Source organism: Streptomyces sp. NPDC043176 (assembly GCF_056436715.1).
Genome location: NZ_JBWKCA010000031.1, coordinates 12,324 through 31,861, shown reverse-complemented (window position 1 = coordinate 31,861; position 19,538 = coordinate 12,324). Strand labels below are relative to the sequence as shown.

Annotated in this window: 16 protein-coding genes; 8 read left to right on the top strand and 8 right to left on the bottom strand. The window is 72.6% G+C overall.

Features of this window, described 5'->3' with window-relative positions:
- Nucleotides 1-60: 60 nt before the first annotated feature.
- Nucleotides 61-1,092 carry a LacI family DNA-binding transcriptional regulator gene (locus AC067A_RS33590; protein ID WP_479246875.1) on the bottom strand — a complete coding sequence of 344 codons (1,032 nt, stop codon included), beginning with the start codon at nt 1,090-1,092 and terminating at the stop codon, nt 61-63.
- A 357-nt stretch (nt 1,093-1,449) separates the two neighbouring features.
- On the opposite strand from AC067A_RS33590, the gene AC067A_RS33585 reads away from it, so the two are divergent.
- From AC067A_RS33585 to AC067A_RS33570, 4 genes are all read left to right on the top strand, one after another.
- Nucleotides 1,450-2,802 (top strand): ABC transporter substrate-binding protein, encoded by a 1,353-nt coding sequence (locus tag AC067A_RS33585; protein WP_479246873.1) that lies wholly within the window; start codon nt 1,450-1,452, stop codon nt 2,800-2,802.
- A gap of 91 nt (nt 2,803-2,893) precedes the next feature.
- A complete protein-coding gene (locus AC067A_RS33580) occupies nt 2,894-3,895 on the top strand; it encodes a carbohydrate ABC transporter permease (RefSeq protein ID WP_479246871.1) in 1,002 nt (333 codons plus the stop codon).
- A gap of 4 nt (nt 3,896-3,899) precedes the next feature.
- On the top strand, nt 3,900-4,811 hold the full coding sequence (locus tag AC067A_RS33575) for a carbohydrate ABC transporter permease (protein WP_479246869.1): 912 nt from the start codon (nt 3,900-3,902) through the stop codon (nt 4,809-4,811).
- Between the two features lie 71 nt (nt 4,812-4,882).
- On the top strand, nt 4,883-6,325 hold the full coding sequence (locus tag AC067A_RS33570; RefSeq protein ID WP_479246867.1) for a GH1 family beta-glucosidase: 1,443 nt from the start codon (nt 4,883-4,885) through the stop codon (nt 6,323-6,325).
- Nucleotides 6,326-6,390: 65 nt separating this feature from the next.
- Here the strand turns inward: AC067A_RS33570 and AC067A_RS33565 are convergent, their stop codons facing one another.
- Together AC067A_RS33565 and AC067A_RS33560 are read right to left on the bottom strand one after the other, a co-directional pair.
- Nucleotides 6,391-6,861 carry a hypothetical protein gene (locus AC067A_RS33565; RefSeq protein ID WP_479246865.1) on the bottom strand — a complete coding sequence of 157 codons (471 nt, stop codon included), beginning with the start codon at nt 6,859-6,861 and terminating at the stop codon, nt 6,391-6,393.
- Nucleotides 6,862-7,041: 180 nt separating this feature from the next.
- The gene (locus AC067A_RS33560; RefSeq protein WP_479246863.1) at nt 7,042-7,752 is read right to left on the bottom strand and encodes an IclR family transcriptional regulator; all 711 of its coding nucleotides are present in this window, start codon (nt 7,750-7,752) and stop codon (nt 7,042-7,044) included.
- A 263-nt stretch (nt 7,753-8,015) separates the two neighbouring features.
- Between AC067A_RS33560 and AC067A_RS33555 the strand changes: the two genes are divergently transcribed.
- Nucleotides 8,016-8,945, top strand: coding sequence for a glycerophosphodiester phosphodiesterase (locus tag AC067A_RS33555; RefSeq protein WP_479246861.1), 930 nt, complete (start codon nt 8,016-8,018; stop codon nt 8,943-8,945).
- Between the two features lie 4 nt (nt 8,946-8,949).
- Here AC067A_RS33555 and AC067A_RS33550 read toward each other — a convergent pair whose 3' ends face one another.
- From AC067A_RS33550 to AC067A_RS33530, 5 genes are all read right to left on the bottom strand, one after another.
- Nucleotides 8,950-10,014, bottom strand: a complete 1,065-nt coding sequence (locus AC067A_RS33550; RefSeq protein WP_479246859.1) for a CU044_5270 family protein — start codon at nt 10,012-10,014, stop codon at nt 8,950-8,952.
- The gene (locus AC067A_RS33545; RefSeq protein ID WP_479246857.1) at nt 10,011-10,655 is read right to left on the bottom strand and encodes an RNA polymerase sigma factor; all 645 of its coding nucleotides are present in this window, start codon (nt 10,653-10,655) and stop codon (nt 10,011-10,013) included. The genes AC067A_RS33550 and AC067A_RS33545 overlap by 4 nt, the downstream gene beginning before the upstream one ends.
- Nucleotides 10,656-10,705: 50 nt before the next feature.
- Nucleotides 10,706-11,206 (bottom strand): HD domain-containing protein, encoded by a 501-nt coding sequence (locus AC067A_RS33540; protein WP_479246856.1) that lies wholly within the window; start codon nt 11,204-11,206, stop codon nt 10,706-10,708.
- Nucleotides 11,207-11,265: 59 nt separating this feature from the next.
- Nucleotides 11,266-13,542 (bottom strand): MMPL family transporter, encoded by a 2,277-nt coding sequence (locus AC067A_RS33535; protein WP_479246854.1) that lies wholly within the window; start codon nt 13,540-13,542, stop codon nt 11,266-11,268.
- Nucleotides 13,543-13,691: 149 nt separating this feature from the next.
- Nucleotides 13,692-14,396 carry a DUF2470 domain-containing protein gene (locus AC067A_RS33530; protein ID WP_479246852.1) on the bottom strand — a complete coding sequence of 235 codons (705 nt, stop codon included), beginning with the start codon at nt 14,394-14,396 and terminating at the stop codon, nt 13,692-13,694.
- A gap of 140 nt (nt 14,397-14,536) precedes the next feature.
- Between AC067A_RS33530 and AC067A_RS33525 the strand changes: the two genes are divergently transcribed.
- From AC067A_RS33525 to meaB, 3 genes are read left to right on the top strand one after another with little or no spacing between them, the layout of a single operon-like run.
- Nucleotides 14,537-16,348 carry a methylmalonyl-CoA mutase family protein gene (locus AC067A_RS33525; protein ID WP_479246850.1) on the top strand — a complete coding sequence of 604 codons (1,812 nt, stop codon included), beginning with the start codon at nt 14,537-14,539 and terminating at the stop codon, nt 16,346-16,348.
- Nucleotides 16,348-18,522 carry a methylmalonyl-CoA mutase gene (scpA, locus tag AC067A_RS33520; RefSeq protein ID WP_479246849.1) on the top strand — a complete coding sequence of 725 codons (2,175 nt, stop codon included), beginning with the start codon at nt 16,348-16,350 and terminating at the stop codon, nt 18,520-18,522. The genes AC067A_RS33525 and scpA overlap by 1 nt, the downstream gene beginning before the upstream one ends.
- On the top strand, nt 18,519-19,502 hold the full coding sequence (gene meaB / locus AC067A_RS33515) for a methylmalonyl Co-A mutase-associated GTPase MeaB (protein ID WP_479246847.1): 984 nt from the start codon (nt 18,519-18,521) through the stop codon (nt 19,500-19,502). Before scpA ends, meaB begins: the two co-directional genes overlap by 4 nt.
- Nucleotides 19,503-19,538 lie beyond the last annotated feature (36 nt).

Sequence of the window (19,538 nt, the reverse complement as noted above, 5' to 3'; positions counted from 1 at the left end):
AGCACGCACGCGAACGCCCCGCGGGACGGATCGTCCCGCGGGGCTCCGGCGTGCCCGCGCTCAGCAGGAGGAACGCTCGATCAGCTCGGTCGGCAGCACCGTCCTGCGTCGCTCCTCCGGCGTGGCCCCGTCCTGCTGGATCTCCTGGATGAGCATCCGCGCCATCGTGCGCCCCATCTCCTCGATGGGCTGCCGCACGCTCGTCAGCGGCGGGTCCATCAGGCGCGCCACCGGCGAGTCGTCGACGCCGACGAGGGCCACGTCCTCGGGCACCCGGCGGCCCGCCTCCCGCAGCACACCGCGCGCCCCGGCCGCCATCACGTCGGACGCGGCGAAGACGGCGTCCAGGTCGGGGCGCCGGTCGAGCAGCAGCCGCATGGCCCGCCGGCCGCCCGCCTCGGTGAAGTCGCCCGCGGAGACGAGTTCCTCGTCGGGCGCGAAGCCCGCCTCGGTGAGGCCGGCCCGGTAGCCGCCGAGCCGGGCGCGCGCCACGTACATGTCCAGCGGTCCGGTGACGGTCGCGATCCTGCTCCGGCCGCGCGCCACGAGGTGGGCGACGGCGGCCCGGCCCGCCCCGATGTTGTCGGAGTCCACGTACGGCACGGGTTCGGCCTCGGAGCGGCGTCCGTTCATGACGACCGGGAGACCCAGTTCCCGGATGCGCTCGGGCAGCGGGTCGTCGCCGTGCACGGAGGCGAGGAGCACCCCGTCGACGCGCTGGGCCGCGAGGTACTGCTCGAACCGCTGCCGCTCCTGCTCGCTGCGGACCAGGGTGAGCAGGAGCTGCTTGTCGGCCTCGGCGAGTTCGGCGCTGACGCCCCGGATGAGGTCGAGGAAGTAGGGCTCGGCGAAGAGGCGGGCCTCCGCCTCGGGGATGACGAGCGCGATCGCGTCCGTACGGCTGCCGGCCAGGGCGCGGGCGGCCTGGTTGGGTACGTAGCCGAGTTCGGCGACGGCTCTGGCGACGGCCGTCCTGGTCTGCTCGCTCACCCGCGGGGAGCCGTTGATGACCCGGGAGACCGTGCCCCGGCCGACCCCGGCCCGGGCCGCTACCTGCTCCAGGGTGGGTCTGCCGCTCTGCCGTCCGTTCACAACTCCCGAACTCCCCTCGTAGGACAACGCGCTGCTCACCACGGCCACGCAGGGATGGGAGCGCTCCCACACTAGTCCACGGCCGTCCCGGCGCGCCACGCGTCTGCGTTCAGGAGATGACGGCCGTGTTGCCGCAGGGCGGCGCGAATCCCCCGGAAAACCTTCCGGTAACGAATCCGCGTTCATGTCTTGACACTCGTACCCGCCAGGCAGCAACCTTCCGGCAACGACGTGGGAGCGCTCCCATCCGGGACGCACACAGCCTGCATCAGGCCCTGCAGGGCAGCCGCCGAGCCGCGATCCGCCGGCCGGGCCTCATGGCGCACAACGAGCACCACCTTGGACGAGGAGAGTGGAATGCGCACTTCCAGCAGCAGACGCGGACGCCGTGCGGCGATCGCGGCGGTCGCCGTCGTCGTGACCGGCACGACCCTGCTCACCGGTTGCGGCGGTGACGACGACGCCGGCGGCAAGGGCGGCACGAGCAACCAGGGCACCGAGAAGATCACCCTGCGGATCGGGACGTTCGGTTCCTTCGGCTACGACAACAAGACCGGCGCGAAGCTCTACGCCGAGTACGAGCGGCTCCACCCGAACATCAAGATCGAGGAGTCGAACGTCTCCGACGGTCAGAAGTACTGGGACACCCTCAAGCTGCGCCTCGCCCAGAACAGCGGCGTGGCCGACATCCAGGCCGTCGAGGTCGGCTACATCGCCGAGGCCACCGGCACCGCCATGGCGGGCAAGTGGGTCGACCTGGGCAAGGAGGGCGGCGCGAACACGGCCGACTTCCTCGACTGGAAGGTCAAGCAGGCGACCACCGCCGACGGCAAGGTCATCGCGCTCGGCACCGACATCGGCCCCATGGCCATCTGCTACAACAAGGACCTCTTCGCCAAGGCCAAGCTCCCCACCGCGCGTGAGGAGGTCGCCAAGCTGTGGGCCGGCGACTGGGCCAAGTTCATCGAGACCGGCGAGAAGTACAAGGCCGCCGCGCCCGCCGGCACCGCCTTCCACGACTCCGCGAGCGGCCTCTTCAACGCCGTCGTCTCCAGCGACCCGGTGCAGTACGCCAACACCAGCGGCGAACTCGACTGGGAGAACAGCCCCGGCGTGAAGAAGGCCTGGGACACCGCCGTCAAGGCGGCCCAGAGCGGCCTCACCGCCAAGCTCCGCCAGTTCGACGAGAAGGGCACCTGGAACGCGGCCTTCAAGAACTCGAAGTTCGCCACCGTCGCCTGCCCGAGCTGGATGACCGGCATCATCAAGGACCAGGCCGGCCCCGCCAACCAGGGCAAGTGGGACATCGCCGCACCGCCCGTCGCCGGCAACTGGGGCGGCTCCTTCCTCGCCGTGCCCAAGGCCGGCAAGCACACCAAGGAGGCCGCCGAACTCGCGGCCTGGCTGACCGCCCCCGAGCAGCACGCGAAGGTCTTCGCGGTCAACGGCAACATCCCCTCGTCCAAGGACACGCTCGCCTCCTCGACGGTCCAGGACGCCAAGCTGCCGTACTTCGGCGACACCCCGGTCGGCAAGATCTTCTCCAGCGCGGCGGCCGGCATCACCCCCGCCGTCATCAGCCGCTACGACGGCCAGGTGAAGACCTTCCTCACCGACAACGGCATCCTCGACATCGAGCAGCGCGGCACCGACCCGGCCAAGGCCTGGGAGAACGTCAAGAAGCTGGTCGACGACAAGATCGACCAGTAGCGGGGACCACGCGCCGGCCCGCCGCCGCCTGCCGGGCGGCGGGCCGGCACCGTCCGCACCACCGCACGCATCGACCTGGAAGGACGCCCCCGTGGCCACCTCCGTTCGGGCGAGGCCCGACGGCTCCCCGCCGCCCGCCGCACCGCCCTCCACCGGCCCCCGCGGCCACCGCTCCTCCGGGGGCGGCTGGCGCAGCACGCTGTACCGCTGGGACCTCAAGGCGATCCCGTACGTCTTCGTCGCCCCCTTCTTCCTCACCTTCGCGGCCTTCGGCCTCTTCCCGCTGCTCTACACCGGCTGGCTCTCGCTCAACCGGGTCGAGCTCGGCGGCGACCCGACGTGGAAGGGCCTGGAGAACTACACCGACCTCGCGACCAGCGAGTTCTTCTGGAACGCGCTCCTCAACACCTTCACCATCGGGGTGATATCGACCGTTCCGCAGCTGCTCATGGCGCTGGGTCTGGCGCACCTGCTCAACTACAAGCTGCGCGGCCGGGGCTTCTTCCGGGTCGCGATCCTCGCCCCGTACGCCACCTCGATCGCGGCGGCGACCCTGGTCTTCGCCCAGCTGTTCAACACCGACTACGGCATGATCAACGGCTTCCTGGGCTGGTTCGGCTTCGACCCGGTGAACTGGGAGTCGTCCAAGTGGCCGGCGCAGATCGCGATCTCGGTGATCGTCACCTGGCGCTGGACGGGCTACAACGCGCTGATCTACCTGGCCGCCATGCAGGCCGTGCCCCAGGACCTCTACGAGGCGGCCTCGCTGGACGGGGCGTCGCGCTGGCGCCAGTTCGTCAGCGTCACCATCCCCTCCATCCGGCCGACGATCCTCTTCACGATCATCGTCTCCACCATCGGCGCCACCCAGCTCTTCGGCGAGCCGATGCTCTTCGGCGGCAGCGTCGGCATCAGCGGCGGCAGCGGCAACCAGTTCCAGACGCTGAGCCTGCTGATGTACGAGAAGGGCTGGGTGACCGGCGCGCTGGGCCAGGCATCCGCGATCGCCTGGGTCATGCTCCTGCTCCTGCTCCTGCTCGGCGGCGTCCAGGCGCTCGTGTCCCGCTCCAACCGCAAGAAGCTGGGGGGCTGACCTCATGGCCCGCACACTCGACACCTCGCCCCTCGAGACCCCGGCACCGGCCCCGGCCCGCCCGCCGCGCCGGTTCGGCCCGTCGGCCGGGCGTCAGCACCACGCCGGTCCGCTGACGTACGTGCTGCTCGCCGTGGCCGCGTTCGTCTCGCTCTTCCCGCTGTACTGGAACGTGGTCGCCGCGTCCCACACGGGCGAGCGGGTCGTGGAAGCCCCGGCCCCGCTGCTGCCGGGCAACCGTCTCCTGGACAACCTGAGCTTCGCCTGGAACCAGGTCGACATGGGCGAGGCGCTGATCAACACCACGATCGTGGCGAGCCTGGTGGCCCTGTCCACCGTGCTGTTCTCCACGCTCGCCGGTTTCGCGTTCGCCAAACTGCCGTTCCGGGGCCGCGGGATGCTGCTCTCCCTCGTGGTCGCCACCATGACGATCCCGCCGCAGCTCAGCGTCATCCCGCTGTACCAGATCATCACGGACCTCGGCTGGTTCGACCAGCTCCAGTCGGTCGTCCTGCCCTCGCTGGTGGCGGCCTTCGGCGTCTTCTTCATGCGTCAGTTCCTCGTGGAGGCGCTGCCGATGGAGCTGGTGGAGGCGGCCCGGATGGACGGGGCGCACAGCCTGCGGGTCATCTGGCACGTGGTGTTCCCGATCGCCCGTCCGGCGATGGCGGTGCTCGGCATGCTCGTCTTCGTCCAGGCCTGGAACGACTTCTTCTGGCCGTTCATCGCCCTCACCCCGGACGGCAGCCCCACCCTTCAGGTGGCGCTCGCCGGGCTGGGCGCGGGCAACCACACCGTGGACCACGCCGTCGTGCTGACCGGCGCGCTGATATCCACCGTGCCGCTGCTGCTCGTCTTCGCCTTCCTGGGCAAGCACATCGTGGGCGGCATCACGGCGGGCGCCGTCAAGAGCTGACCGGCGCCGCCGGGCCCGTACCCCGAATTCCGCACGTAACCACCCCGTACCCGCGTTGGGAGCGCTCTCCTATGACCGCGTCCGAAACCCGGCCGCTCACCGCGACCCGTTCGTTCCCGCCCGACTTCCTCTGGGGCGCGGCCACCGCCGCGTACCAGATCGAGGGAGCGGCGGCGGAGGACGGCCGTACCCCGTCCATCTGGGACACCTTCTCGCACACCCCCGGCAAGGTCTTCGAGGGCCACACCGGTGACGTGGCCGTGGACCACTACCACCGGTTCCGCGAAGACGTCGGCATCATGTCCGAACTCGGGCTGAACGCCTATCGGTTCTCCGTCTCCTGGTCCCGGGTGCAGCCGACCGGGCGGGGGCCGGCCGTCCAGAAGGGCCTGGACTTCTACCGGGCGCTCGTCGACGAGCTGCTCGGCGCCGGGATCGAGCCGGCTCTGACGCTCTACCACTGGGACCTGCCGCAGGAGTTGGAGGACGCGGGCGGCTGGCCGGAGCGCGCGACCGCCGAGCGGTTCGCCGAGTACGCGGGGATCGTCGCCGACGCCCTCGGCGACCGCGTCCGGCGGTGGACCACGCTCAACGAGCCGTGGTGCAGCGCCTTCCTGGGGTACGGCTCCGGGGTCCACGCCCCGGGCCGCACCGACGCGGTGGCCTCGCTGCGCGCCGCCCACCACCTCAACCTCGGGCACGGCCTCGCCGTCCAGGCGCTGCGGGCCTCGCTGCCGGCGGACCGGCAGATCGCGGTCTCGCTCAACCTGCACGAGGTGCGGCCGCTGACCGGCTCCGCCGAGGACCTCGACGCGGTCCGCCGCATCGACGCCGTCGGCAACCGCGTCTGGCTCGGCCCGATGCTGGAGGGCGCCTATCCGGAGGACCTGCTCGCCGACACCGCGCAGCTGACGGACTGGTCCTTCGTCCGGGACGGCGACACCGCCACGGCGAAGCAGCCGCTGGACCTGCTCGCGATCAACTACTACACGCCGACGGTCGTCTCGCACGTCCCGGAGGGGGCGGAGAAGCCGCAGGACGACGGTCACGGCAACAGCGCGTACTCGCCGTGGCCGGGCGCGGACTCGGTGGCCTTCCACCGGGCGCCGGGCGAGCCGACGGCGATGGGCTGGGCGGTCGACCCCGGGGCCCTGTACGACCTGCTGACCCGGGTCTCCGCCGCGTACCCCGAACTCCCGTTGGTGATCAGCGAGAACGGGGCGGCGTACGAGGACGTCGTCGGCGAGGACGGCACGGTCCACGACCCGCAGCGCGCCGCCTATGTGCACGCGCACCTGGAGGCCGTGCACCGGGCGATGACCGACGGGGTGGACGTGCGCGGCTACTTCCTGTGGTCGCTGCTCGACAACTTCGAGTGGGCCTACGGCTACGCGAAGCGGTTCGGGGCGGTCCGGGTGGACTACGACACGCTGGAGCGCACGCCGAAGTCGAGCGCGCGGTGGTACGCGCGGGTGGCGCGCTCGGGTGAGCTGCTCGCGCCCGACGGCGACTGATCCGGCAGCGGGGAAGGGCCGTGCCGGTCGCCCGGCACGGCCCTTCCCCGTGGGGTGACCGCCGATCAGATGTCGACGACCCGGTAGCCGATGACGTAGACGCCGCCGGAGCCCTCGACGGTGCGCCACTGGGTCTCGGCGCCGACCTCGCTGCCGGTGACGAGCGTGGAGCCCAGCTTGTCGTCGCCGCCGAAGGTGTCCTTGTCCCAGAGGGTCAGGGTCCGGGCCTGCTCGCGGCCGAGGATGAGGGCCGCGTTGCCGTTGCCGTCGGCCATGGAGCGGACGTAGCCGGAGCCCATCGTCTGGTAGCTGATGCCGTTGCCCGGCCAGACCTTGACGGCGTTGCCGTTGGCGTCGGTGATCTTGAGGTAGGCCTCGTCGTGGTCGCCCTCGCTGTTCTGCTGGCAGTGCAGCTCGAAGAGCTCGATCTTCACGTAGTCGATCGGCTCGGCGTGCGCGGTGCCGGCGAAGGCGCCGACGGTGCCGAGTCCGAGCAGGGCGGTGGCGGCCAGTCGGACGGCTCGGTTCTTGCGCATGTGGTCCCCCCACACATCGGGTCACTCGTGTGACGTGTTTTCCGGTCCGCCCTCTTCGGCGGGGCCGGTGTGCCGTTTCCCCCCGGCACGACACTTACTGTGCCCGGCCGGACCGGTCCTGTTCTACGCGCGTTCCGCTGGACGGAACGGGCCCGCGAATCCGTGCTTCGCCGGGGGTCCTCAGGGCACGAGGGCGGTCGACGGGACCGGTCTTCGCTGTCCGCCCCGGGTGAGCGCACGGGTGATCGCGGCGCCGGCCTCGGCGACGGCCTGGGCGAGCGCGTCGAGCCGCCGGCCGGCCGGGACCATGCCGGCGAGGGCGGCGACGGTGCGTCCGTCCGGGGCGCGGACCGGCAGCGAGGCGCAGCACACCCCCTCCATCACGTCCTCGCGGTCCAGGACCGCCCCGCCCCTGAGGGGGCCGCGCAGGGCCTTTCCGGCGGCGGTGTCGAGGCGGAAGGCGATGCCGTCCCGCACCGGCAGCAGCGGCTCCAGGTCTCCCGGCGCCGAACTCACCGTGATGGCCATCTCCTCGCGCATCACGGCGAGGACCACGGTGGCGCCGGTGACGGCCCGGAGCCGCTGGAGCGGCAGCCGGGCGGCGGGCACCAGGCCGGGGTGCGGCTCCCAGGCCAGGCCGAGGCGGTAGAGCTGCGGGCCGACGCGGTAGCGGTTGCCCCTGCGTTCGACCGCGCCGACCCCGACCAGCTGGTCGAGCAGCCGGTGCACGCTGCCCTTGGGTACGCCGCAGGCGAGCGCCAGCTCGGTCACGCCGGCCTCGTCGCCGCTCCGGCGCAAGGCGTCGAGCAGCGCGAACGCCCCTTCGAGAACGCCGCGGCCGCGCTCGGCCGTCTGCCTCCGTGCGGTCTCCCGGCCGGTCCCGGTGGCCACCGCGCCACCTTCCGGCCCACGTCCCGTACCGGTGTCCATGAGTCTCCCCCGACTCTCACGCCCCAGCCGTGGTCCCCCGATGGCACGGCTCCGGGCCCGCCTCCCACCATGCCGCAGACCCGGACGAATCGGCGAGGGGCTTGCGCGGCGCGTCGTGTCGCCGGCGCTCCGGCGGCCGGGCGCGGACCGGACGCGCGATCTCGCGGGGAGTCCCCGCGGGCCTGCGCCGAGGCGGGGTGTCCGGCCGCGTAGGGTGTCCGCTCATGAGAGACGCCCATCCGTCCGCACCCCGGTCGCGGCGCCGCAGGAACGCCGCCCTCGCCACGACGGTGCTCGGCGTGGCCGCCGTCGCCACGGCGTTCGTGGTCGCCGCACCGCCGTCGCGGTCCGCGCCCCGCCCGGCGGTGCCCGCGGCGGACGACGCGAACGGCTCGGCTTCCTGGCTCCGCCGGGCGGGGGCGCCGCTGATCGTGATCGCCCACCGGGGCGCGCCGTCCGCGGCTCCCGAGAACACCCTGGTCTCGGACGAGGTGGCCCGCCGGGGCGGCGCGAAGTGGATCGAGAACGACGTCCAGCCGAGCAAGGACGGCGTGCCGTACATCCTCCACGACACGACCGTCGACCGGACGACCGACGGCACGGGCCGGGTCCGGTCCCTGACCGCCGCCCAGCTGGACGCGCTCGACGCCGGGTCCTGGTTCGCGCCCGCGTACGCCGGGGTGCGCGTCCCGACGCTCGCCGCCCAGCTGGCGGACCTGCGCGAGCGCGGCGGGAACCTCCTCCTGGAGATCAAGGGCGCGCACACCCGCGCCCAGGTCGCCCGCATCGTGCGGGACGTCCGCGAGCAGGACATGGGCGACCGGGTCTTCGTGCAGAGCTTCGACGTCCCGTCGCTGAAGCACGCGCACGAGCTCGCGCCCGAACTGCCGATCGGCCTGCTCCGCGTCCAGCTGGACGCGGACCCGGTCGCGCTGGCCGAGGAGCTGGACCTCTCCGCGTACAACGTCTCGGACACGGCGCTCGCCGCCCGCCCGGCGGTCGTCTCCGAGCTGCACGCGGCGGGCGTGGCGGTGAACGTCTGGACGGTCGACCGCCCGGCGCGCTGGAAGGAGCTCGACGCGCTCGGGGTGGACGGGATCATCACCAACCGCCCCACGGAGCTGGGCGGTTGGCTGTCGGCCCGGCAGGGCTGAGCCGTTACGGGGTGGCCTTGATGTCGTCCACGAAGGCCCGGACCATGACGGCGTGGGTGTAGACGACGGTGCCCGGCTTGATGAGGCCGCCCTCGCCGCCGTCGCCCTTCACCTGGACGGTGCGCTCCCCCAGGAAGGTGTACGTCCTGGGGTCGAAGATCCATTCGGTGCGCTGTCCGCCGACCTCGTCGAGCCGTGCGACCGCGACGCCCTTGCGGCCCGCGGCGTCGGTGGCGCTGTCGACCAGGACGACGCCGGGGATCTTCGCGGCGGCCTTGTAGAGCGCGGCCGTCAGCTGCGGGGACGGCCAGCTCTCGACGAGCAGGTCGCCGATGGTGGTGAAGGCCTCCTGGTCCTTGCCGTTGCCCTGCCCTTCCGTCTCCTTGTAGATCTTCCGCAGGAGTGCGTCGGGGTCGGTGGGGAGGCCGGCGAGGTAGTCGTGCGAGGGCGCGCCGAGGTGCGGCGTCGGGATGTCGCCCTGCTCGTCGCGGCCTTCGAGGGTGATCCCCTCGGGGCCGGTGGTGCCGGGCTCGATCAGCCAGCCCTTGAGGCCGTCGGGGGACCGCCAGGTCTGCCGGGTGTGCAGCGGCGTGCTGACGAGGCCGCTCTTGCCGTCGACGGTCTTCACGTACGTGTTCGCGGCCCGCGTCTCGATGTAGACGTACTGGCCGGCGCGGCCCTGCGGGGCGTCCGCCTCGGCGGCGGCGAGCGAGATCCGGTCGAGGAAGCCGGGTGCGCCGTGCGCGTCCGCGGTGCCGATCGAGGTGGTGAGGGCGGGGCCGGTGGCGCGGTCGGCGGGGCCGGTGGCGCCGCCGGGGGTGAGGACGAGGACGCCGACGGCGAGCGCGCCGGCGAGGGCGGTCGCGGCCGGGAGGAGGATCGCCTTGCGCAGGAAGGGGTTGCGCGCGGGGCGGGCGGCGGCGGCGAGGCGGTCGTCGTGGATCCGGTTCATCAGGCGCTCCTTGTGGAACTGGTGGCGGCCCGGAGGAAGGTCGTGCTCCTCGATCGCCGGGAGGTCTCCGTTCTCCTGCCGGTTCGCCGTTCGGGGCGGGTTCGGTTCGGGGTTCATCGGGTTCCCTCCTGCGCGGGCCGGACCGCGTTCACGCGATCACCTGTTGTCTGTCGGGGGCGGGGGGCGGGTTCCCGTTTCTCGCGGACGAGTTCCTTCTCCGCCGCGGTGCGGAGTTTGGTGCGGGCGCGGGAGAGCCGGGAGCGGACGGTCCCGACGGGGACGCCGAGGGCCTCGGCGGCCTCGGTGTAGGCGAGGCCCTCCCACAGGCAGAGCACGAGGACCTCGCGCTCGGTGCGGCGGAGCGTGCCGAGCGCCCGCAGGGTGGCCGCGATGCGGAGGCGGTCGTCGATCCGGCCGGCGACCTCGGAGGCGTGGTCGGGCACCGAGGCCCCGGACGGGCCGGCCGCGGCGTACGCGGCGGCGGCGGCCCGGTAACGGCGGTTGCCCCGGCAGTGGTTGCGGGCGACGTTGGTGGCGACGCCGAGCAGCCAGGGCCGTACGGAACCCCCTTCGGGGTCCACTTTTCCCCGGAGCCGCCAGGCTTCCATGAAGGTCGCCGCCATGACGTCCTCGGCGACCGACCAGTCGCCGGTGAGCCGGAAGGCGTGGTTGTAGACGCTCCGTGAGGAGGAGTCGAAGAGTTCGGCGAAGGCCGAGGGGTCTCCGTCCCGGATGCGCGCGCGCAGGTCGATGTTCACTTCTCTCGCCTGTCCGGCCCCGCGGGCCGGTTCCCGTGACCCCCGTCACATCAGGGGGTGAGCTCCTCCAGGAGCTCCGGGTTGACCACCCGGAGGATCGTCGTGATGTGCTCGGCGTCGGCCGCCGCCCACAACTCCCGTCGCGCCGCGCGGTACTTGGCGGCGAGCCGCTCCCGCTGCTCGGGCGGCAGCCCGGCGGCCCGGTCCGCGCGGCTGTTGTGCGCGTTGTCCGCGATCTTCACGAGCGTCGCCTCGGGGTCCTCCGTGATGCGGCGGATCTTCTCCTCGTACGCCGTCCCGGGCCGGTTCGTCACGGCGTCCACGAGGGCGACGACCCGCGCGGGAACTCCCGCCGCCAGAAGCCGCTCCACCGTCCACCCGGTGTCCTCCACGACGTCGTGCAGCAGTCCGGCCATGGCCAGGTGCGCCCCGAGCGGTTCCAGGCCCGCGGCCACCGCACGGACGTGCTCGACGTACGGCACTCCCACCTTGTCGGTCTGCCCGGCATGCGCCCGGGCCGCCAGTTCGTCCACTTCGGCGAGTGTCTTCATGCCCTCATCATCGCGGGCGGGCGCCGGCCGCCCGGCGGCTCCCCCGCGCCTCGCCGGGTTCAGCGCTTCGCGGCCGCGACCGGTTCCGGTTCGACCTCGCCCTCGCCCTCGGTGTCGAGGTGGGGCAAAGCCCGGTCCAGCCAGCGGGGGATCCACCAGGCACGGGCGCCGAGGAGCGTCATGACGGCGGGGACGAGGAGCAGGCGGACGACGGTGGCGTCGATGAGGACGCTGGCGGCGAGGCCGAGGCCGAGCATCTTGACGACGATGTTGTCGGAGACGACGAAGGCCGCGAAGACGCTGACCATGATGAGGGCGGCGCAGGTGATGACCCGGGCGGTGATCTCCAGGGCGTGGGCCACCGAGGCCTCGGGGTCCCCGGTGCGCAGCCAGGCCTCGCGGACGCGGGAGAGCAGGAAGATCTCGTAGTCCATGCTCAGTCCGAAGACGATGGCGAACATCATCATGGGGACGTAGCTCTCGATGGGCACCTTGCCGGAGACGCCGAGCGCGGGTCCTCCCCAGCCCCATTGGAAGACGGCGACGACCACGCCGTACGAGGCGGCGATGGAGAGCACGTTGAGCACGGCCGCCTTCACCGCCACCAGCAGACCTCGGAAGACGATCAGGATGACGAAGAAGGCCAGGCCCACGACGACGGCGATGATGAGGGGCAGCCGGCTGGAGACGATGTCGAGGAAGTCGACCTGGGCGGCGGTGGTGCCGGTGACGTAGGTCTGCGCGTCGGTGCCGGCGACCGCCTGCGGCAGGACGTCGTCGACGAGGTGGTCGGTCAGCTGGGTGGTCTTCTCGTCCTGCGGCGAGGCCACGGAGTACGCGGTGCCGATGAGGACGTCGCCGTCGGGGGTGGGCTGCAGCGGGGTGATGTAGGCGGCGTCCGGGACGCCGGTCAGCGACTGCTGGAGCTTGGTGGCGAGTGCGGCCCGGTCGGAGGAGGGCACGGCGGACTGGTCGACGACGACGGTCAGCGGCCCGTTCGCGCCCGGCCCGAAAGCGGTGGAGATCAGGTCGTACGCCCGGCGGTCCGTGAAGGACTTGGGGTCGGCGCCGTCGCCGATGTGGCCGAGCTGGATGAAGAGCAGGGGGAAGGCCAGGATCAGCAGGACGATGACGCCGCCGCCGAGGAACCACCAGGGGCGCTTCTGCACCCGCAGGGCGTACCGGTGCCAGGTGCCGTGCGCGGGGGCGCCGGGCTCGGCGTCGGTCTCGGCCACGGGCTTGCGGACGTGGTAGCGGTCGATGCGGCGGCCCACGAGTCCGAGCATGGCCGGGACCAGGGTGAGCGCGGCGAGGACGGCGGTGACCACGGTGAAGGCCGCGGCGAGGCCGAGTTTGCCGATGAAGGTGACGTCGGAGACCCACAGGCCGGAGAGGGCGATGATGACCGTGCAGCCGGAGACGAGGACGGCGCGGCCGCTGGTGGTGGTCGCGAGGCCGGCCGAGTCGGCGGGATCGTGGCCGTTCATGAGGTTCTGGCGGTGGCGGGTGATGAGGAACAGCGCGTAGTCGATGCCGACGCCGAGGCCGATCATGGTGGCGAGCGTGGGTGAGACCGTGCCGAAGGTGAAGGCGGCGGCGGCGAGGCCGAGCAGGGCGAGCCCGCAGAGCACGCCGAGGAGTGCGGTGACCAGGGGCATGACGGCGCCGATGACGCTGCCGAAGCCGATGAGGAGGACGAGGATCGCGACGGCGAAGCCGATCGCCTCGCTGGTGCGGTCGTCGGCCGCCGGACGGGCGAGCTCGCCGAGCGGGCCGCCGTACTCGACGGTGACGCCGGCGTCCCTCAGCGGTTGCACGGCCGTGTCGACGCCGTTCAGGTAGTCGCTGCCGAGGGTGGAGGGCGTCACGCTGAAGCGCATGGTGATGTACGCCGTCTTGCCGTCGGTGGAGAGCGGCCCGACGTTGGGGGTGCCGGCGGGGAGGGAGGGCGGGGTGGTCCCGGGCGGCGGCAGCGGGTTCTGGACGCTGAGGACGTCGGGGAGTTTCGCGAGGGCGGCGACGGCGTCGTTGACGGCCGTCGCCTCGTCGGTGAGCGGGCCGGAGGGCCGGTTCAGGACGACCTGGGCGCCGTAGCCACCGGCCGCGGGGTCGTGGGCCTGGAGGACGGCGAGGCCGTCCGCCGACTGCACGCCCGGGAGCGCGAAGTTGTCGGAGAACTGCCCGCCGACGGCCCGGTCGAGGACCTGGAGGCCCGCGACGGCCGCGAGCCACAGGGCGATGACGACGAGGAAACGGCGGGCGCACCAGTGTCCGAGTCGGTACAGGACGCCTTTGGGCGGTGCGGGCCGGCTGGTGGCCGGGCTTCCTGCGTTCATGGCGTGGCCGTGTTCGTAGAGGAGGTCCCCGAGCCGATCCGGTACCTACGTCGTGCGCGCTACTCCGTCCATTGTTCGCCTGCCGCGACGCTCCGGCATCTCGGCCGGACGGGCCGGGCGAGAAGGCGGGGCGGGCGGTCGGGGGCGCCTCAGGTGAGCAGGTGGTGGGTGTGGGAGGAGCGGCGTGCCGCGGCGAGGAGGGCGTGGATCCGGGGGCCGGCCTGGGCGATGTCGGTGACGGGGCCGGCGAACGGGAGCCGGACGTCCTGGTGGCCGGTGCGGTGTTCGAGGCGCAGGGTGAGGCCGTACCGGTCGAGGGCGAGGGGCAGGGCGCGGACGAGGTCGCGGTCGGGGCGGGGCCGGACGAGGCGCAGCAGCAGCGGGACGAGGGAGGCGTGGCCGTCGACGAGGTGGGTCAGCATGGCGGCCTCGCAGCCGGCCATCGGGTCGGGTTCGGTCTCCTGGAGTTCGTCGAGCCCGACGAAGGCGCGCCCGTCGGCGTCCTCGAGGACGGCCTGGCCGAACTCCATGCAGGTGCTCGTGGTCGCGTCGGAGGTGTACGGCGCGGACAGCACCCCCGTCAGGGTGACTCGGGCGCGCAGGCGTTGACGGACGGGGGTGGGGGCGATGTCGGTGAACTCCAGGCGGACGGGGATGCGGGCGGTGCGTCCGGCGGGGCAGTCCTCGGAGGGGTCGTGCAGGTGGATGTGGCCCATGGGTCCCGTACCGTCCAGGCGGTGCACCTCCTGGTGGTGTCCGTCGGTGACGACGTTCATCGAGTGGGCGGCGGAGAGGACGGACCGGACGCGCTCGGCGGGGGTCGGCCGGTCGGCGCGGGTACGGAGGGGACGCATGCAGATTCTCCCTGGACGGGTGACGGAGACACCTTGGCTCGTAACTTAGGTAAGCCTAACCTAACCCATGATCGCGAAGAGAAGAAGGTCACAGTCGTACGCTCTCCTGCTCCTTTGTCGATCTCACCTAGCATCCGAGCATGACGGTCCTGCCTGACGACGGCCTCTCTTTGGCGTCCGAATTCCCTGACGCGCCACACGAGCAGTGGCAAAACCTTGTGGCGGGTGTCCTGCGCAAGTCCGGCAAGGACGTCTCCGGCCCCGCGGCCGAGGACGCCCTGTCCACCGTCCTGGAGGACGGGATCGGAACCCGGCCGCTGTACACCGCGCACGACACCGCACCCGACCCCGGACTCCCCGGCTTCGCCCCCTTCGTACGCGGCGACCGCGCCGAGGGGAACACCGCCGGCGGCTGGGACGTGCGCCAGCGCCACGCGGCCGCCGACGCCGACGCGGTCCTCTCCGACCTGGAGAACGGCGTCACCTCCCTGTGGCTGCGCGTCGGCGGGACCGGCATCCCGGTCTCCTCCCTCGCCGCCGTCCTCAAGGACGTGTACCTCGACCTCGCACCCGTCGTCCTCGACGCCGGCGACGAGACGGCCGCCGCCGCCGACCGGCTCCTGAGCCTGTACGAGGAGCGGGGCGTCGCCCCCGAGGCAGCCCGCGGCAACCTCGGCGCGGACCCGCTCGGCTTCGAGGCCCGGACCGGTCGCCCGGCGTACGACCTGGCGTCCGTCGCCGGACTCGCCCGCCGCTGCGCCGACGCGTACCCGGGCCTGCGGGCCCTGACCGTGGACGCGCTGCCGTACCACGAGGCCGGCGGCTCGGCCGCGCAGGAACTCGGCTGCTCGCTCGCGACGGGCGTCGCCTACCTGCGCGGCCTCACCGAGGCCGGGCTGAGCGTCACGGAGGCCTGCGCCCAGCTGGAGTTCCGCTACGCGGCCACCGCCGACCAGTTCCTCACCATCGCCAAGCTCCGCGCCGCGCGCCGCCTCTGGGCCCGGGTCGCCGAGGCCTGCGGCGCGCCGGAGGCCGGGGCACAGCTCCAGCACGCCGTCACCTCGCCGGTGATGATGACCCGCCGCGACCCGTGGGTGAACATGCTCCGCACCACGGTGGCCACCCTCGCCGCCGGAGTGGGCGGCGCCGCCTCCGTGACCGTGCTCCCCTTCGACGAGGCGCTCGGCCTGCCGGACGCGTTCGCCCGGCGCATCGCCCGCAACACCTCCACCATCCTCATCGAGGAGTCCCACCTCGCCCGGGTGATCGACCCGGCGGGCGGCTCCTGGTACGTCGAGCGGCTCACCGACGAACTGGCCCAGGCCGCCTGGGAGTTCTTCCGGGGCATCGAGCAGGCCGGCGGCCAGGAGGCCGCGCTGCGCTCCGGCGCGATCGGGGAGCGGCTCGCGGAGACCTGGTCCGCCCGCAGCGCCAAGCTCGCCACCCGCCGCGAACCGATCACCGGCGTCAGCGAGTTCCCGCACCTCGACGAGAAGCCCGTCGACCGCGCCCCCGCGCCCGAGCAGCCGGCCGGCGGTCTCCCCCGGGTCAGGCGCGACGAGGCCTTCGAGGCGCTGCGGGCCCGCTCCGACGCCCACCTCGCCGCGACCGGTGCCCGGCCCCGCGTCTACCTGGCCGCGCTCGGCCCGGCGGCCGCCCACTCGGCCCGCCTCGCCTTCGCCGCCAACCTCTTCCTGACCGGCGGCATCGAGCCCGTCACCGAGGGCACGTTCGAGGAGAGCGGCGCCGTCGAGGCCTGCCTCTGCTCCAGCGACGCGCTCTACGAGGAGGCGGCCGAGACCACAGCGGCGGAGCTGCGGGCGGCCGGTGCCACCCACGTCCTCCTCGCCGGCCGCCCGGCGGGGTACGCCGGCGTCGACGCGTACGCCTTCGCCGGCTGTGACGCCGTCGCACTGCTCTCCACCACCCTTGACCGCATGGGAGTGTCCTGATGACCATCCCCGATTTCTCCGGGATCGAGCTCGGGGCACCGGCCGCCGACGGCGGACCCGACGCGTGGCGCGCCGCCGTCGAGAAGGCGGCGGGCGGTGACGACCTGCTCTGGGAGACCCCGGAGGGCATCTCCGTCAAGCCGCTGTACACCGGGCAGGACCTGGAAGGCCTGGACTTCCTCGGCACGTACCCGGGTGTCGCCCCGTACCTGCGGGGCCCGTACCCGACGATGTACGTCAACCAGCCCTGGACGATCCGCCAGTACGCCGGCTTCTCCACGGCCGAGGAGTCGAACGCCTTCTACCGGCGCAACCTCGCCGCCGGACAGAAGGGCCTGTCGGTCGCCTTCGACCTGCCGACCCACCGCGGTTACGACAGCGACCACCCGCGCGTCACCGGCGACGTCGGCATGGCGGGCGTCGCCATCGACTCCATCTACGACATGCGGCAGCTGTTCGACGGGATCCCGCTGGACCGCATGACCGTGTCGATGACGATGAACGGCGCCGTGCTGCCCGTCCTCGCGCTGTACATCGTGGCCGCCGAGGAGCAGGGCGTACCGCCCGAGAAGCTGGCCGGGACCATCCAGAACGACATCCTCAAGGAGTTCATGGTCCGCAACACGTACATCTACCCGCCCGGGCCCTCGATGCGGATCATCTCCGACATCTTCGCCTACACCTCGCAGCGGATGCCGCGCTACAACTCCATCTCCATCTCCGGGTACCACATCCAGGAGGCGGGCGCGACGGCCGACCTGGAACTGGCGTACACGCTCGCGGACGGCGTCGAGTACATCCGCGCGGGCCGCGAGGCCGGGCTCGACGTGGACGCGTTCGCACCGCGCCTGTCGTTCTTCTGGGCGATCGGCATGAACTTCTTCATGGAGATCGCCAAGCTCCGCGCGGCGCGGCTGCTCTGGGCCAAGCTGGTCAAGCAGTTCGACCCGAAGAACGCCAAATCGCTGTCCCTCCGCACCCATTCGCAGACCTCCGGCTGGTCGCTCACCGCCCAGGACGTGTTCAACAACGTCACCCGGACCTGCGTCGAGGCCATGGCGGCGACCCAGGGCCACACCCAGTCGCTGCACACCAACGCGCTCGACGAGGCACTCGCCCTGCCGACCGACTTCTCCGCCCGCATCGCCCGCAACACCCAGCTCCTCATCCAGCAGGAGTCGGGCACCTGCCGCACCATCGACCCGTGGGGCGGCAGTGCGTACGTCGAGAAGCTCACGTACGACCTCGCCCGCCGCGCCTGGAAGCACATCCAGGAGGTCGAGCAGGCCGGCGGCATGGCCAAGGCCATCGACGCCGGCATCCCCAAGCTGCGCGTGGAGGAGGCGGCGGCCCGTACCCAGGCCCGCATCGACTCGGGCCGGCAGCCGGTGATCGGCGTCAACAAGTACCGGGTGGAGACCGACGAGCAGATCGACGTGCTCAAGGTCGACAACTCCTCCGTGCGCGCCCAGCAGATCGCCAAGCTGCGCCGGCTGCGCGAGGAGCGCGACGAGCAGGCCTGCCAGGACGCGCTCGCCGCGCTCACCCGCGCCGCCGGCGGCGAGGGCAACCTCCTGGAGCTGGCGGTGGACGCCGCCCGCGCGATGGCCACGGTCGGCGAGATCTCGGACGCCCTGGAGAAGGTGTACGGACGTCACGCGGGCCAGATCCGTACGATCTCCGGTGTGTACCGCAACGAAGCCGGCGAGTCGCCGTCCGTGGACCGCACCCGAGCCCTCGTGGACGCCTTCGCCGAGGAGGAGGGGCGCCGCCCCCGCATCCTCGTCGCCAAGATGGGCCAGGACGGGCACGACCGCGGCCAGAAGGTCATCGCCACCGCCTTCGCCGACCTGGGCTTCGACGTGGACGTCGGCCCGCTGTTCCAGACCCCTGCCGAGGTGGCCCGCCAGGCCGTCGAGGCGGACGTGCACATCGTCGGGGTCTCGTCGCTCGCCGCGGGACACCTCACCCTGGTGCCGGCGCTCCGCGAGGAGCTGGCGGCCGAGGGGCGCGAGGACATCATGATCGTCGTCGGCGGGGTGATCCCGCCGCAGGACGTGGCGACGCTCCTGGAGATGGGCGCGGCCGCGGTGTTCCCGCCGGGGACGGTGATCCCGGACGCGGCCCACGACCTGGTCACCCGGCTCGCGGCCGACCTCGGGCACGCTCGGTGATCGGTCTCGACGCCTACGTGGCGGGTGTCCTCGGCGGGAAGCGGGCGCTGGTCGCCCGCGCGATCACCCTCGTCGAGTCCACCCGCCCCCAGCACCGGGCCCTCGCGCAGGAGCTGCTGACCGCGCTGCTGCCGCACGCCGGCAAGGCCGTGCGGATCGGCATCAGTGGAGTGCCCGGAGTCGGCAAGTCGACGTTCATCGACGCGTTCGGCACGATGCTGACCGGGCTCGGCCACCGGGTCGCGGTCCTCGCCGTCGACCCGTCGTCGACCCGGACGGGCGGCTCCATCCTGGGCGACAAGACCCGGATGGAGCGGCTCGCCGTCGACCCGGCGGCCTTCGTGCGGCCCTCCCCCAGCGCCGGAACGCTGGGCGGGGTCGCGCAGGCCACCCGCGAGTCGATGGTCGTGATGGAGGCCGCGGGCTACGACGTGGTGCTCGTGGAGACGGTGGGCGTCGGCCAGTCGGAGACCGCCGTGGCGAACATGGTCGACTCCTTCCTGCTGCTCACCCTGGCCCGTACCGGCGACCAGCTCCAGGGCATCAAGAAGGGCGTCCTCGAGCTGGCCGACGTGGTCGCGGTCAACAAGGCGGACGGCCCGCACGAACGCGACGCCCGCGCCGCCGCGCGCGAGCTGGCGGGGGCGCTCCGGCTGATGCACGGCGCCGAGACGTTCTGGGCGCCCCCGGTCCTCAGCTGCAGCGCACGCGAGTCCGCGGGGCTCGACGAGGTCTGGGACCGCCTGAAGCAGCACCGGGCCCTGCTGGACTCCACCGGCCGCCTCACCGCGAAGCGCCACGACCAGCAGGTCGACTGGACCTGGAGCATGGTCCGCGACGAGCTCCTCCGCCGCCTCCACGGCGACGCGGCGGTCCGGGAGCTCGCCCCGGCCCTGGAGCGCCAGGTCAGGGACGGCGAGCTGACGGCGACGCTGGCCGCCGAACGGATCCTGGCCGCCTTCGGCGAACGCCGGGACTGACCGGCCGCACGGACACGGACACGGACGCCTGAGGGG

What these genes read in the sequence shown, in the direction of transcription:
- scpA (WP_479246849.1), top strand. Translation starts at nt 16,348, where the DNA reads ATGACCATCCCCGATTTCTCCGGGATCGAGCTCGGGGCACCGGCCGCC.
- AC067A_RS33550 (WP_479246859.1), bottom strand. Translation starts at nt 10,014, where the DNA reads ATGAACCCCGAACCGAACCCGCCCCGAACGGCGAACCGGCAGGAGAAC.
- AC067A_RS33530 (WP_479246852.1), bottom strand. Translation starts at nt 14,396, where the DNA reads ATGCGTCCCCTCCGTACCCGCGCCGACCGGCCGACCCCCGCCGAGCGC.
- AC067A_RS33555 (WP_479246861.1), top strand. Translation starts at nt 8,016, where the DNA reads ATGAGAGACGCCCATCCGTCCGCACCCCGGTCGCGGCGCCGCAGGAAC.
- AC067A_RS33585 (WP_479246873.1), top strand. Translation starts at nt 1,450, where the DNA reads ATGCGCACTTCCAGCAGCAGACGCGGACGCCGTGCGGCGATCGCGGCG.
- AC067A_RS33570 (WP_479246867.1), top strand. Translation starts at nt 4,883, where the DNA reads ATGACCGCGTCCGAAACCCGGCCGCTCACCGCGACCCGTTCGTTCCCG.
- AC067A_RS33565 (WP_479246865.1), bottom strand. Translation starts at nt 6,861, where the DNA reads ATGCGCAAGAACCGAGCCGTCCGACTGGCCGCCACCGCCCTGCTCGGA.
- AC067A_RS33575 (WP_479246869.1), top strand. Translation starts at nt 3,900, where the DNA reads ATGGCCCGCACACTCGACACCTCGCCCCTCGAGACCCCGGCACCGGCC.
- AC067A_RS33540 (WP_479246856.1), bottom strand. Translation starts at nt 11,206, where the DNA reads ATGAAGACACTCGCCGAAGTGGACGAACTGGCGGCCCGGGCGCATGCC.
- AC067A_RS33535 (WP_479246854.1), bottom strand. Translation starts at nt 13,542, where the DNA reads ATGAACGCAGGAAGCCCGGCCACCAGCCGGCCCGCACCGCCCAAAGGC.
- AC067A_RS33525 (WP_479246850.1), top strand. Translation starts at nt 14,537, where the DNA reads ATGACGGTCCTGCCTGACGACGGCCTCTCTTTGGCGTCCGAATTCCCT.